Raw genomic sequence first — 14,535 nt, forward strand, 5'->3', positions numbered from 1 at the left:
CTATGCTTTCGCTGACTTAGTGGCTCTAAATTCAGGGATTGTGGTTACAATCGCGCCCACTAACGCAAATAATGTACCGATAATTGTCATTAAATAAACGGTATTGCCTAATGCAGGTAATAGCAGATCAATTAAGACAGAACCTAATAACTGACCCGCTGTGGATGCAACACCTAACATCAGCAAGCCTAAACCACGCACTAAAATAGCCATTAATGCGATAGACATCAGTCCTAAAGGACCACCTAAATACATCCACCATGTTCCAGGTAATTCAATTGTGATATGGCCTAATGCCATACGAATAACTAAAACAATCGCTAAAATAGCAAAGCCAACAATAAAGTTCCAAGTGATAGACACCATCACAGAACCCGTTGCTTCTGCTACTTTAGAGTTACCCGCTGGCTGCCAACCGGCCAATAAACCTGCAATGAAAGGTAAGCTAGCTAAATAAATAAATGACGTTGATTGCCATTGTGGATAAACAACCAATAGAGTTGCAACAACGGCCAACACTGCACCTAATACACGGTATGGCGTGAAATATTTTTTCTCATCCACACCCACACCAAAGCGGTCACACAATAAACCTGACAATATCATTCCCGAAATTAATGCCGTTTGGAATGTAGCAATCCCTAATACACTTGCCGAAGCTCCTTCAGAGAAATCAACCATCGCACCACAAAGACCGGCAAGCCAGTTCCATAATGGGATTTTACGTGTTTTAATTAAACTTGGTATTGAAGCAAATTGTTGACGGTACTGTTTTTTCGATATAATGATAAAAAACATTACCACTAAACCACCGCCAAAAGAGATAACTGCACAAGCGTTACCATCGTTTAAAACGTGTCCTAACTCACCATTAACCGCAGATTGCATTGGTGATAGCATGCCCGCTAACACCGTTGCTAACATTAGTAAGGGCACTGATAAATTTTTTGTACTCATAAGACGTTCCTTTTGGATTATTGGTTATGAGTGATTTCTTTTTTTATTTTTTAAGTAATCGATTTTTTATTTGCGCAGAGCTGCAACTCTGCGCTTTTTACTTTTTATAACAGTCATTTTTAATTCAAACTAACGTGCTATTTGATTAAGAATGTTGACCCACATATCGGTATAATGTGGCCATGCTAAAAACTGTTTACTCCCCCAGTGCGGTGAACAGTCACTCATAAAGCAACTTGTTTTCCCTTTTTTGAATTGACCAAATACCAGTAATGGATCTTCGCCAATATTTAATACAGTTTCTGTATTCTCTTTAGCTGAAACTTTGTTATAGCCAAGGAACATTGGCCATTCACCAAAACCTTTCACTGATACGTGTTCAGCATTTACGGCACTTGCAAATACACCTTCAGGCGCTTCAACACGATCGTCACCATCTAGCATTTCGACAGGTAGAACTTCTGCAAGTAATGTATTTTTGTAGTTTGCTTTAGCTTCAATCCCCATAAATGACAGGTAACCACCAATCATTAATAAGCCGCCGCCATTCGCTACAAACTCTTTAATTAATCCCAATGCATTAGGAATAACTTTCATATTGTAAAAAGTATCGTTTTGCAGAAGGAACGTATTTGCACCAATATCACTGATGACAATGACATCGTATTTAGCCAATGATTCTGCTGTTTGTGGAAAAGCAACCTGAACGGTATGAGCAGGCATATAATCGACTTCAATACCATTCTCTCTTAAGCAACTTAATAAGAACGTTGAACCTTCTTCATATTTGCTGGATGTGAAACTGTCGTAGCCTTTAGAGTGGATCATATGAATATGCCATGACTCACCAATAAATAAGATTTTCATTTTGATTCCTCTTTCAAAAAAGATTATTTATTCGGGGGATTGGGTAACAATCTGTGAATATGTTGTTTGATTGATGCGATGCATGACATTAATATCTTCAGGCATTTCTGAAGCATTACTCGTCTCAACAGCTAATGATGAAAAAGCTGATGCATAGCGTAACGCATAAGAAAACTGCTTTCCTTTTGCCAATGAGGCAGCGAGCGCACCATTAAAAGCGTCACCTGCCCCTGCGGTATTCTTTACCACTGCCGGATATGCTGGTGAATAAATATATTTATATCCGTCGTAAGCTAACGAACCTTTACTACCTAGCGTAATAACTACCTTATTTACACCTTGTTGATAAATAGAAACTGCCGCATTCTTTGCAGATCCTATGTCCAGAACTTCTATTCCAGATAATAAACTCGCTTCCGTTTCATTAGGTGTTAATATATCTACCATAGGAAGTAATTCATTAACTATTTTGTTATAAGGCGCTGGATTAAGAATAATAGGAATATTATTTTCATTTCCAATAGCAATAATTTCTTTTAATGCTTCAATATTCGTTTCTAACTGTAATAATATAATGTCTGCATCAATAATTTTATCTTTCTGTATTTTCACTTCATCTGCAGAGATATCCATGTTAGAACCAGAGTAAATGGAAATAATATTTTCGCCACTTTCCTCTGAAACAAAAATAGAGGCTGTACCTGTTTGATAATTTTCAGTTTGATATATCGTTGATGTTTTTATTCTTGAAGACGATATAAAATTAACTGCATAATCACTAAATTGATCAGTACCTATTTTGGTAATAAAGTGCACTTGTGCATCAGCATAGCTTGCAGCGAGTGCTTGATTACAACCTTTACCGCCTGGTGAAAAGATAAACTTATTCGATAATAAGGATTCCCCAGCTTCTGGTAATCTAGGCAAATAGCTAATCATATCGACATTAAATGAGCCAAGTACACATACTTTATTGATTGCTATTTTATTCACTAAATCGCTTTTATCAATTTGATCATTACACTCTAGAAATTGTATGATTTCTTTCTTAGCAACTTTATCCAACGTTTCAAATTCTATAAAAGCGCCACCATGGCATCTTTTTATAATTCCTTTTTCAGCTAGTTTATTTAAATCTGAACGTATTGTTTCTTTGGTAACATCAAGTTCTTTCGCTAAGAAAGAAACTTTTACTGCACCATTACCTTTAATCAGATTAATTATTTTTTTATGACGTTCTGCTTTCATTTAATGTTCCCTCTATATCAACAACTTTAGTTTATTGGTTATTATGGGATTGTGATTACAATCATATGTTATTTGTTAAAAGCAAAAAAAAACAGAAATAAAAAATGAAAAACAAAAGTAAACAGAAATAAAAAACAGCAATAGTAAAATTATTTAATAAATATTTTAATTTTTTAAGAAAAAACTTATTCGATAAATTATTTATTTTTAATTTATTTATCATAAAAAAATTTAATACTAAAATTTATTTATTTACTATGAATGAAAATATAATTTAAAACAAAAAAATAAAATTTACTTTTAAAGATAATAGGTTAAAAAAAACAAATTTAACCTTACATAAAAATAAGTAATATTACTTAATTCAAATACGATTTAATTGAACTAGATGATACATTAACTATACTTATGATTGCTATTTTAACAATATTCTTATAATGAATAGATTTTAATTATTATATTTACATGGAAATCGTTCTCTCTCTATAAATTAAAATGATTTAGTTAAGAAATATAAACGCAATGATAAAAACATACTCAATTTCTATCTTTCATTTTTGTGATCTTGATTACGTTAAGTCAGATAGCAAAGTTCTTTTTTAGGAGAAATAAAACTTATTTTTTGAATTTATATTTTTTTTTAGCGATTTTTATCAAAAAAATCCATTATGCTTTGTCTATTTAATACATCATTTAGTCAAACTTTAATTTTGTTTTGTAAATCAAACAGGAATTTTATTTTTTTTACTTGCCATTAATGAAGACTATTCGTTTTTTACACGCCCAGTTTGAAGTAATTATCACTAGGATAAGAATAAAAGCAGAGAATAAGATTAAAAAAAACCACACGAGCGATATTTATCGCTAATTATTTTTGTCAGTTAACCTTTTTATCAGAAACATTTTGTCATACTTCTTTCCTCGCACTTCATCCATTTTATGCCTAAATTTATACATATCGTCAGACACAACATAAATTCCTGACAAAAAGTACAACGTAAAATAAGGATATATAAATGAAAATAAAATCACTTATCGCAATCTCATTATTAAGCGCTAGCTTTTCTCTTTTTGCCGCTGAGAATTCAACATCATCCACTAATATGCAAGCTCAAGGTGTTATTCAAGCTCAAAAAGAACTAAATAACTATGAGAAACTCATGATAGAAAAAGTCTGGGTAACGACCGATGCGATTGATGAAAAAGGCAATAAAACAGACGCAGATAATGCCCAAGTGAGTAATTATTTTGGCCTTGCTGAATATTACCCTAATGGCACATTTATTATGTTTACACCCGAAGGTAAACAGAAAATGCAAGGCGATTGGTCTATGTCAGATGATGGCAAAATACGTACCTTAGTTGCTAAAGACACTGAAGGTAAGACGTTGTTTACCCGTGATGTAGAAAATATCACGATTAAAAATGATGAATATACTTATCGTATTTATCCAAACGCTGAAGATCGCAACACCTATTTCGATATTGTGCATCATATTAAAAAATAAATTTAATACGTTGTTTTACCTGCCAATAAATCCCTCATAAACAAGAAAAAGGGCTATTTTGTAGAAACAAAATAGCCCTTGCTTTATGGTTATAGCGTACTTCTCATGTAACTATTTGAATGATGCTAAACACCAAAATTAACCCACTAAATTAAATCAAGGTTTGTGATTTTCCTTCAATCCAATAAATTACTTTATGTGCTTCTTCTGGTGTTGGAACTTCCAATTTACTTAACATACGATCCATTACTTTAATAGGTACCACTTCGTTCCTTGCATTATTTTGCTTTTGCCATTGAGCATAAGGCACTTCAATGTAAACCAGCGTTATTTTTGCATTATAACGATAAAACAAAGAGATCAGCTGATCTCGCATTTTTCTTGTAATATTAGTAGCATTCCAAACAAAAGGTTTATGCTCTCGTAAATAAACTCGAGCTTGCTCTTTTGCTTGTTGTGCTATCCAACCATTAGCATCTCGATTATCAGGTTTAATATTATGTTGGCGGCGTAGCTCATCTAAACTCACGATAGGAATATCTGCACAATATTGGCGAATATAGGTATCTTTTCCCATCCCAGGTAACCCACAAAGCACCGTGACGTCACTTCCTTTTTCAGGATAAGGCTCATAATTACAATCAGTACTATTGTCTGTATGAAAATAGTGAAAACAGGCTTTATTTGAAGAAAATGGAGCAGGTTTACGCCAACAATTTAACTCTTCACAATAAAGTGTAAATAACGTAATTTTATCAAAAAGCCCTTGTTTATCATCACAATCTCGTCCTAAAATATCTGCCTTAGCCAATAAGGCCAACAAATAACAATCCACTCTTAATGATGCTGCAAGTAATGCTTTTTTAGGATCAGGCTTATCCATTACCCACAAAGGTAATCCATGAAAGCGAACTAAAGCTGCAATTTGCTCTCTATCGGCAAAAGTTAAAGGTACTTTTTCGTAGAGAAAACAACGTGTTGTTAATTCACCTTTACGCGCATGACCCGGAGAAATAATACGCCCCTCTTCTTCCCGTGTTGTAGAACGTTTTTCTACATCATGAAGAAGTGCCGAGATCCATAAAATTTGTTGCTCTCTTTCTGTCAGGGTTCCATATTCAGGTAATGATTTAACTGAATTGATTACTCTTTGTGTATGTATCGCCACATCACCTTCTGCATGATGAATAGGGTCCTGCATAACACCTGCCATATCACTAATTTCATCGTATAATTCACAGAGGTGTTCCCATGACATCTCAGTGTGTAATTTCTTATGAAGCATCATGAAATCCCTGTGTTTTTTCCCAGATTAACGGAGCACGTCGCCAGTTTTTTTTCCAATGAACATCCGTTTTTACATGATCTTTTCTAACATATTTAAAAACGCGATGAGAAAAATCATTTAAAGAAAATGACTGAGCATCTCGTGTCACAATACCTTCCATTGGGCTTGGTTTTTGTGTTAAAACATCTTGAGATTGAAAAAAACTCGCCTGTTTGGCTTGTGAAACAATCATATTTTCAAACTCTGCTTTATCCCGACATTCCGGCAATTTAATTTCTGGCACTGTAGGAAGATCAAACAGAGAAGCATAAAACTGCACTTCTTCCCAACCTAGCCATTTATCTTTATAACGAACCGCAAACACATAAAAATATTCTTCTAAGTGTGCATATTCAATAGAATGAATGGCGTATAGATTTTCACCAAAAATATCTAACTCACCTAAATCGTTTTTCATCATTTGCCAACGTTGACGCAATTGAGAAGTCCATGCGGATTGCGTTGGTGTAGCATGAGAGCGAGCAAAAACTCCCATTTTATTTAGGCAATTATTTTCTCCATCCAACTTTTCTGTATGGATAAGATGTTTTATTTGGCAAATATCCTGCCACCATTGCGCATTTATACGATCGTCGTTTGTTGTGCCTGGTGAAAAAGGATAGTGATAGGTTCTATCATATTTTTGTGATTGATTATTCATTATCTTGTACTCATTAAGTAACAGAGGTTCTACCAAATTTAACTAGTTATTCGGTAAGTGAATTTTCTGTTTCTGCACCGTGACTTCAGTGCCTTAATGCGTATTACATAACTACAACCTAAATAATCAAAAGGGAAAGGAAATAAATCTGGAGGGATATTACATGTAAGTTTCAAAAAGAGCTAGATATTTAATCTTCAAATTTATTTGTCTCTTTGTATTAGTAGAGATTTGAAAAGAAGCTAATCATAGTGTTTATTGAGGATAAAGAATTACATTTTCAGAATTAATTAAATTTTCAGGAAAAATAAGAGGAATATCTGAAATAAACGGCATATCTAATGTTTGAGTTCCTGTTGAAATAGATACCCCCGCTTTTAGCCATGCATCAGCAACTAATTCTGTACAATAAACCCCTTGCTTGGAATAAATGCTAAAGTTTTCTCCCACGCGCTTTAATACGATCTTTACGGCATTATTTCTAGCTTCCTCGCTTCCTTTTACTTGATAAAAACGAACAGTATTGGGTTTTGCTCGACTAATAAAGAAGTCTATATTATCAATGGTAACACCATCTTTAATACCTATATGCTCACTTGGTGTTGAATGGATCACTTTAATACCATTATCTGAAATCCACACCATTCCTACGTGACTAAATCCACTTCTATCAACTTGCTTAATTATTTCACTAATAACTTCATCACCTTCACGAAAAACTAAATCTCCATTTTTTAAATCAAGAGGTAAAGCGAGCGCATAAAATGCACCCGCTAAGAATAAAATTAAAATAGTAAAGGCACGAGTAATCACTTAAAATTAACTTTCCATTTACCATCAACATTAATCATCTCTTGTGCTTGAGTTTTTTCCACACCATCTTTTAATTTAGTTTTTAATGTCACAATCGCACTATTTTTATCTTCACTATATTCAACGCTGATAATTTCAACTTTACTCAAGCCACCTTGCTTTTTAACTTGCTTACCCGTTTCCTCTACAATCATTTTAAATTTACGTTTAAATTGTTCAGCATTTGGATCTCCTTGCATTTCGCTTAAGTAAATTAATGAAATAACTTTATCACTATTCCCTGCAGCAATCGCTTCAACAAATGCAACTGCAGTCTGACCCGGATCATCTGTTTTATCACCACACGCTGATAGTGTTATTATTGCAAATATAAAAAATAGGGCTCCCATGACTTTTTTTAACATAATTTATCCTTACCTTAGCATGATATTCTTTGACCGATGAAACTTATAAAAAGATGTCCTATATTAAGATATAAGATAATTAATACATTATTTAATAATTAACTCAATAAAGAACACGACTTTAACTTTTTCTCTATTAAATTATACGTGATAAAAATAAATTTCGGCATATTTTTATATCATTATTTATTTTTGAAAAGAAATTACTTTAAAATAGCCTTTCAGTATTCATAAAAAGAACATTTTAAACACTCACAAACAACACCATAAAATAACCATTTTTATTCTTATAAATCAATATATTAAAAACCTCACTCTATCGACTTATCTAATTTTTTCGTTTTTTAATAATCTATTAAAGATAAAGATTAAGAATACTAAGCACCAATATTTTAAAAAGATCTTTAAAATAAAATTATTCGCTATTATTATAGTAACTACTTTAATTTAGACTAAATATAATGTAATGAGTCCTAATTTATCTACTTAACCAGCATTATTTATATTAATATTTTATGAGATGTATCAACCCAATACATTAATAACAATATTACAACATTAAATCATGTTAAAAAACAATTCTATTTGTTTTCACAATATATTTTCTCGTATTCATCCCTATTATTTGAGCTACTTGCCTATAACACATCACTAATAAATACAAACAAACACTAGAAAAATTGTGATCACATACACCTTTTTGCATCATTAATCCTATTTAAGACAAATAGAAACTGCTTTTTTATCAACAAATAGGTAATCTAGCTGTCTGATTTTGATGACCAAACATGAATAGTTAAAAGGATATTTTATGTTTACTTCACAGCTCATGCTGGTCGGTTACGTGTTATTGGTAAGTCCTTGTGGAAATGATTCTTGCGATGCAGTTCCTGTTACAGAAACTATTTATACTAAAGATGAATGCACAACTCGACTTAACTACTTAAAACAAAAAAGACCTGACCTTATTATTTTCTGTGGAGAAGTCTTAAGAGATCCTGATGTTACTGATGAAAATCCTTATCTCACGCCACCAAACAGTGCAGATGATGTTTTCCAAATTAAGTAGTTAACCTACCCTTAATTTTATTATTAAGATAAAATACAATTTAATTTGTTTTCTTTTTACGATATACTCTTTGTACTTGAATATGTAAGGACACGTATTAGGAGTCACTAATGTCTATTGCGAAACGAACCAAAGACAAGCGCATTGCGTTAGGTTTAACACAGTCAGAACTTGCTACTTTAGCAAATACCACACAGCAATCTATTGAACAGCTAGAAAGTGGCAAAACTAAACGTCCACGTTTTTTACCTGAATTAGCAAAAGCATTAAATTGTGATTTAGCTTGGCTATTAGAAGGTGAAGAGCAACCTAATGTTGCTTCTGAAATTCCACCTGAAAATGAATGGCAACCTGTTAGTGAATGGGATAGCAATACCCCTTTAGGTGCTGATGAAGTAGAAATCCCCTACTTTAAAAGTATTGAACTTGCGGCTGGTGATGGTTGTTGTACTAACGAAGATCATAACGGATATAAATTGAGATTTTCTAAAAGCACATTACGTCGTTATGGCGCTTCCTCACAAAATGTCATTTGTTTTTCTGTTTATGGTGATAGTATGTCTCCCGTTATCCCAAATGGATCAACGGTCACTGTTGATACAGGCAACACACGCATTGTTGATGGTGGCATTTATGCTATCGAACAAGATGCCTTATTCAGAATAAAACTGCTTTATCGTCAACCAGGCGGCAAATTAATTATACGTAGCTATAATAAAGACGAATTCCCTGACGAATCAGCGGAAACTGATTCTGTAAAAATTATGGGCCGTATCATCCATTGGTCAGTAATGGCTTGGTAATCAATAATCAAAGCAATAATTTCAACGTATTGAATTTTCAGTAATAACTTGTCCTTTAGACAATAAAACCGTTTTATCTGCTAGCGCTCTGATTTCACGAGGTTCATGAGTAACCATGATCATCGTTATTTCCTTAGATTTTAAGGAATCAATTAAATCCCAAAGCTGATAACGTGTTTCCCAATCCAAACTCGAAAAAGGTTCATCCAGTAGTAAAAGTTTGGGTTGGCTAATAAGAGCTCTTGCCAAAGCCACGCGTTGTTGTTCCCCTCCTGAAATTTGATAAGGATAACGTGTAGCAAGATGTTCAATTCCCATCTGCTCTAATATCGCCCTTTCTCTCTCCTTGCTTCGTTTCTGTTTTGCACCATATTGCGCTAACCATAAATTTTGAGTCACCGTCATAAATGGAAATAAATAAAGCCGTTGATTTAAATATCGACAGGAACGCAACCACACTGGCTGTTCATTTATATTTTTATTTGCAAGGTAGATATCTCCAGAGTACGAAGTATATCCAGCAATCGCATTTAAAAGTGTAGTTTTACCGCTTCCTGATGTACCACTTATTCCTAAACAAGTTCCTTTCTCTACCTTTAACGAGACATCTTTTAATATATCCGATGTTAATGAATGAATTTCTAACATGATGCCTTCCTTTCTCGCTGTAAACGATGCAATGCAAATAATAAAGTAATCGCAATAGCGATAAGAACAAGCGCACAACCTATTGCCAAAGTGAAGTCTCCACTGGCGATATTTAGATAAATTGCCATAGGTAACGTTTCTGTTTTTAATCTTGTTGCACCGGCTAACATTAATGTAGCGCCAAACTCACCTAAAGCTCTAGAAAATGCAATAATGCTTCCACTCATTAAAGCTGGCCAACACAATGGTATTTCAATCAAGAAAAATGTTTTTGTTGGTGTTAATCCTAAATTTTGCGCAGTTTGAATATAAGCGGGATCAACAGACTTGAAGGCAGAGAGGCTATTTCTCATAATAATCGCACTAGCAACATAAGTTTGAGCAATAATAATACCTAACGGTGAAAAAAGAGAGCGCGATAATTCAGGAAAAACACCCGTTAAAGGTCCCTGATTTCCTAACAATAATAATAACCCGATACCGATAACTAATGGAGGAGTAACCAAAGGTAAGTCTAATAACGCATCAATAAAGCGATGTCCTTTAAAAGGAATTCTTGCCATTGCCCATGCGGCAGGTACACCTAAGATAATTGCCAAACATAAAGAAGTTAATGCCGTACTAAGTGACATACCAATAGCAAAATGAAATTCAGGATCAGTAATGACTTGTCTAAGCTCAACATATGAAAGTTGGCATATTAATGCAATTAGTGATCCTAAGATCAGAAATAACAATAAAAAAAGTGGAATTAATGCCCAACGAAACACGTTATTTCCTTTTCTAAAAATAAAATTTATTTTGCTGTAATAATGAAAAAAGCCACCAGTGAGTTGGTGGCGAAAAAACACAATTTATGTGAGAAAAAAATCTATGGTTTCGAAATTACAGGAAGAAAACCATAATCAGTAAAAGCTTTTATACCCTCTGCACGTGTAAAATAGTCAGCAAGTAATTGTGCTTCTTTTGGATTTGCTGATGTCTTTAAAATTGCCAGAGTTGCTACTTCTTCAGGACTACCTTCTGGTACTGGAAGTAAAACCAATTTATCTTGGTTTTTCATTGCATCTGCATATCCAATAATAGCGGCATCCACTTCGCCATTAAGTAAATACATAAGCAATTGTTTAATCGTTGCTGTACGTACAACTACTTTGTCGCGTAATTTATCACCTTGACCTGATGCATCAATAAGTTGTTCGCCACTTTTTCCTAATGCTATAGCTTTAGCATCACCCATACCTAGCTTTAATGAACTGTTTGCAAGATCTTCTAACGTTTTAATATCGCCCACTTTATCTTTGCGTACAGCAATTACGGGAATATGGCGAACAATAGAATATTGGTTAACAACCTGCCCTTCTTTATCTAACTTTTCCACATAATCTTGTGAGCCAGGAAAAAATAGATCTCCCTGCTTAGTTAAATTAAAGCGTGTTAATATTTGACCTGAACCGCCATACTCAATAGTGACTTTATTTCCAGTTTCTTTTTCAAATACAGTAACAACTTGTTCTACTGGTTGTTTTAAACCAGCACCAGCATAAAGATGAAGCTCAGCTGCCAGTGTATTATGACAAATTAATCCTAGTGCTAGCCCTAAGCCAGCGAGTAATTGACGTTTCATAAAATAGGTAACCCTAACTATCATTATATAATTTTTTATATAGTGAATGATATAAGAGTTTAAGGCAAGAGGCTCATATAAAAAAAGAGAAAAATGTTAACAACTTATCATTTTTACCCTTTTATTTATCTATGAGTTTTACAAAAGAAGCTGATTAAAATAAACACTTCAATATGTTCATTTCTATCAGAAATAAGTAGCTTATAAAAGTAGTAGCTCGCCAACAAATCCCCGTATTCACGAGGATTTTATTATTAGCTTTCTAACTCTAATAATGCCAAGGCCGTCACTTCATCAATAACAATATCAGTAGCGTAACCTCCTTTTATCACCCCTATTGTTGCTTGAATATTTTCCACACCTCCGGCGATAAAAAGTCGCTGCGGTATTTGCCTTAACTGAGCTAAGCTTATTCCCATTATCCTAAGGTCAATATCAGAAACCAGAGGATTGCCTTGCACATCATAAAAGCGTCCGCAAATCACCCCTACAGCACCCAAATCACGGTATTGCGCCATTTCACCGCTGGTTAACACGCCGGTTGTCACTAGAGGATTATCATCCAATGTATTACCCACAACAAAAAGTGCTTTATTACATTGATTCAGCGCTGAAAAATTACGTCTAATAATAGGCTCAGCTTGAAGCTCCATTGCTAAACGTGCACTCGAAACGACAGCAGGCACATGTAAATTAATACTGCATCCTGATAATTTATTTGCAATTAATGCAGCAGCTTCTGCCGTTTTAAAATCAGGTTGTGGTGCAACAGCACCTATCATTTGTAGTACGGTGACATTCTTTAGTGATTTGGGTGGAAGATAATTACCTAACTTATAAATTGTTCGTCCCCAAGCGACACCTAAAATGTCATCATCACCCATTATTTGAGAAAGATACATCGCTCCTGCTTTCGCTAGTCTTTCTCTGTTCATATTTAATGTATGTTGCGATTTATTTTTTTCTTCATCAGGTAAAATAAGCACATTATTAAGATCGAATTTTGCTTTTATTCTGATTGCATAATCAATCGTAGAAAATACTGATGAATCTAAACTAATATTTACGAATCCTTTTTCTCTAGCTAAATGCAAATATTTCACGACTGTGACTCGGGAAACACCCATAATATTTGCAACTTCACTTTGACTGAGTCCGTCCTGATAGTAAAGCCACGCAGCATAGAGAACGGGATCATTATCAAATAAACTCGCGTTCTTTAGCGAATTATTATCCATTTTAAACCCCACAAATTTTTATAAATCTTTTGACTAATTAATTTATTTTATATTAGAGATATTATTGAAGATGAAAATATCTTTGCTTATATTAAGCCTTATAACACAAATAGATACATTCTATTAATCTACTAATAATATCGGCACCCTGATATTTTTCTTTACTACAAGAACCTCATAATACGTAAAAAGCCCTTAATAATGCCGTAAACGGTTCATAACGAGAAAGTTTTTTTTGAAAATACCGTTTTATTTCGATAAAAATAAAAATATTAGCTTTAAGTTTTAAAAAGTTTTATTTTGGTAAAATTAAAATCACCCAAATCTAGTCACCAATGTTAATAAATAGATTCATATCAAAAGGAAAAACAATGATAATTGCATACTCAACTGCACCAAATGAAATGATTGCTAATGAAATCGCTCACTATCTCATCAACGCAAAACTGGCTGCCTGTGTAAATCTGATCCCCCATGTAAAATCTATTTATCATTGGAATAATGAAATTATTGAAGATAATGAAGTACTTATGATGATTAAATCCGAAAAAAGCAAGCAACACGTTTTAATTGATGCAATTATCGAAATACATCCTTATGATACTCCTGAGGTTATTATAATACCGATTGAAAATGGTTTTAAAGGTTATCTTAATTGGATACACCAATCGTTGAATTAAAATAATATTCGCTTTTATAGAAAGCTTTTTTAATTATTTTTATGAAGATGATAATAGTTTGTTAATAACAAATATTTCAATGTCTCAATTGTTAGACAAGTATAGTCACGTTAATATTAAATTAATGTTCTTATTATCAATGAATCCACTTTAATATTTACATGTATATAATCATAAGCATTCAATCTTTTATAGAAATAATCTTGAATATTAGCTTGTTTATGAAAAATCATAAAAAGTAATTATTTTATATTTTCATTCTCTATTTTTTAAAAATAGAAGATAAACAGTTTTAAATTCTAATTTAATAGATTTACCAACATCTTATTCTCGTTATTATCTGCTATACTCAATACGCTTTCTCTAAATTACACATGAAAAGGAGTGAGTTGTGAAAACAAACAGAGTCGCAAGACGTATTTTAGGTTTACCTTATAATTTAAGTCGGTCTAAAAAGAAAGTGCGTTTTTCCATTATTGCCTCTACTGATGCCGAGAACTTACCTGCTGAGCTAAAAAGTATGGCTCAAGTCTGTTTAAAGCAAGATTTTAGAAAAAAAGCAGAGAATAAACGTATATATATGAAGCTGACAGATGCTTACCCAGAGTATCTTGCGACTAATTAAATTTTTATACGTTAACGCTATTTTATAAATAGTTATCATATCAATTTATAACTAAATTAT

General features: G+C 33.1%; 16 protein-coding genes. 5 read left to right on the forward strand and 11 right to left on the reverse strand.

Annotation, left to right across the window (positions count from 1 at the left end; all coding sequences use genetic code 11):
- The 3 genes from LW139_RS12120 to LW139_RS12130 all read right to left on the reverse strand — a co-directional run bounded on the left by LW139_RS12120 (position 1) and on the right by LW139_RS12130 (position 3,072).
- Complete coding sequence (locus tag LW139_RS12120) at positions 1-957, reverse strand: DMT family transporter (RefSeq protein WP_166540530.1); 957 nt, start codon at positions 955-957, stop codon at positions 1-3.
- A 129-nt stretch (positions 958-1,086) separates the two neighbouring features.
- A complete protein-coding gene (locus LW139_RS12125) occupies positions 1,087-1,824 on the reverse strand; it encodes a glutamine amidotransferase (RefSeq protein WP_166540531.1) in 738 nt (245 codons plus the stop codon).
- A gap of 27 nt (positions 1,825-1,851) precedes the next feature.
- A complete protein-coding gene (locus LW139_RS12130; RefSeq protein WP_247850000.1) occupies positions 1,852-3,072 on the reverse strand; it encodes a PfkB family carbohydrate kinase in 1,221 nt (406 codons plus the stop codon).
- Positions 3,073-4,088: 1,016 nt separating this feature from the next.
- On the opposite strand from LW139_RS12130, the gene LW139_RS12135 reads away from it, so the two are divergent.
- Positions 4,089-4,580, forward strand: coding sequence for a DUF4822 domain-containing protein (locus LW139_RS12135; RefSeq protein ID WP_247850001.1), 492 nt, complete (start codon positions 4,089-4,091; stop codon positions 4,578-4,580).
- 151 nt (positions 4,581-4,731) lie between these two features.
- On the opposite strand, the gene LW139_RS12140 is transcribed toward LW139_RS12135, so the two are convergent.
- The 4 genes from LW139_RS12140 to LW139_RS12155 form a co-directional block, all read right to left on the reverse strand.
- Entirely contained in the window at positions 4,732-5,868 is a 1,137-nt protein-coding gene (locus LW139_RS12140) for an AAA family ATPase (protein WP_247850002.1), read from the reverse strand.
- Positions 5,855-6,568 carry an RNA ligase family protein gene (locus LW139_RS12145; RefSeq protein WP_247850003.1) on the reverse strand — a complete coding sequence of 238 codons (714 nt, stop codon included), beginning with the start codon at positions 6,566-6,568 and terminating at the stop codon, positions 5,855-5,857. The genes LW139_RS12140 and LW139_RS12145 overlap by 14 nt, the downstream gene beginning before the upstream one ends.
- Before the next feature lie 255 nt (positions 6,569-6,823).
- Complete coding sequence (locus LW139_RS12150) at positions 6,824-7,381, reverse strand: YiiX/YebB-like N1pC/P60 family cysteine hydrolase (protein ID WP_244179645.1); 558 nt, start codon at positions 7,379-7,381, stop codon at positions 6,824-6,826.
- A complete protein-coding gene (locus tag LW139_RS12155) occupies positions 7,378-7,785 on the reverse strand; it encodes a DUF4878 domain-containing protein (RefSeq protein WP_247850004.1) in 408 nt (135 codons plus the stop codon). Before LW139_RS12155 ends, LW139_RS12150 begins: the two co-directional genes overlap by 4 nt.
- Before the next feature lie 811 nt (positions 7,786-8,596).
- Here LW139_RS12155 and LW139_RS12160 point away from each other — a divergent pair.
- Positions 8,597-8,854 (forward strand): hypothetical protein, encoded by a 258-nt coding sequence (locus LW139_RS12160; RefSeq protein ID WP_109407689.1) that lies wholly within the window; start codon positions 8,597-8,599, stop codon positions 8,852-8,854.
- 110 nt (positions 8,855-8,964) lie between these two features.
- Positions 8,965-9,657 (forward strand): XRE family transcriptional regulator, encoded by a 693-nt coding sequence (locus tag LW139_RS12165; protein WP_109407690.1) that lies wholly within the window; start codon positions 8,965-8,967, stop codon positions 9,655-9,657.
- A gap of 21 nt (positions 9,658-9,678) precedes the next feature.
- On the opposite strand, the gene LW139_RS12170 is transcribed toward LW139_RS12165, so the two are convergent.
- The 4 genes from LW139_RS12170 to LW139_RS12185 all read right to left on the reverse strand — a co-directional run bounded on the left by LW139_RS12170 (position 9,679) and on the right by LW139_RS12185 (position 13,170).
- On the reverse strand, positions 9,679-10,305 hold the full coding sequence (locus tag LW139_RS12170; RefSeq protein ID WP_247850005.1) for an ABC transporter ATP-binding protein: 627 nt from the start codon (positions 10,303-10,305) through the stop codon (positions 9,679-9,681).
- Entirely contained in the window at positions 10,299-11,075 is a 777-nt protein-coding gene (locus tag LW139_RS12175) for an ABC transporter permease (RefSeq protein ID WP_109407692.1), read from the reverse strand. The genes LW139_RS12170 and LW139_RS12175 overlap by 7 nt, the downstream gene beginning before the upstream one ends.
- 101 nt (positions 11,076-11,176) lie before the next feature.
- On the reverse strand, positions 11,177-11,932 hold the full coding sequence (gene modA, locus LW139_RS12180) for a molybdate ABC transporter substrate-binding protein (RefSeq protein WP_166540537.1): 756 nt from the start codon (positions 11,930-11,932) through the stop codon (positions 11,177-11,179).
- A gap of 254 nt (positions 11,933-12,186) precedes the next feature.
- Positions 12,187-13,170: a sugar-binding transcriptional regulator gene (locus LW139_RS12185; RefSeq protein ID WP_166540538.1), complete on the reverse strand. Its 984-nt coding sequence runs from the start codon at positions 13,168-13,170 to the stop codon at positions 12,187-12,189.
- A gap of 371 nt (positions 13,171-13,541) precedes the next feature.
- On the opposite strand from LW139_RS12185, the gene cutA reads away from it, so the two are divergent.
- Positions 13,542-13,850, forward strand: a complete 309-nt coding sequence (gene cutA, locus LW139_RS12190; RefSeq protein ID WP_166540539.1) for a divalent-cation tolerance protein CutA — start codon at positions 13,542-13,544, stop codon at positions 13,848-13,850.
- 391 nt (positions 13,851-14,241) lie between these two features.
- Positions 14,242-14,475: a stationary-phase-induced ribosome-associated protein gene (gene sra, locus LW139_RS12195; protein WP_166540540.1), complete on the forward strand. Its 234-nt coding sequence runs from the start codon at positions 14,242-14,244 to the stop codon at positions 14,473-14,475.
- Positions 14,476-14,535 lie beyond the last annotated feature (60 nt).

The sequence above is a fragment of the Proteus vulgaris genome, from assembly GCF_023100685.1.
GTDB lineage: Bacteria > Pseudomonadota > Gammaproteobacteria > Enterobacterales > Enterobacteriaceae > Proteus.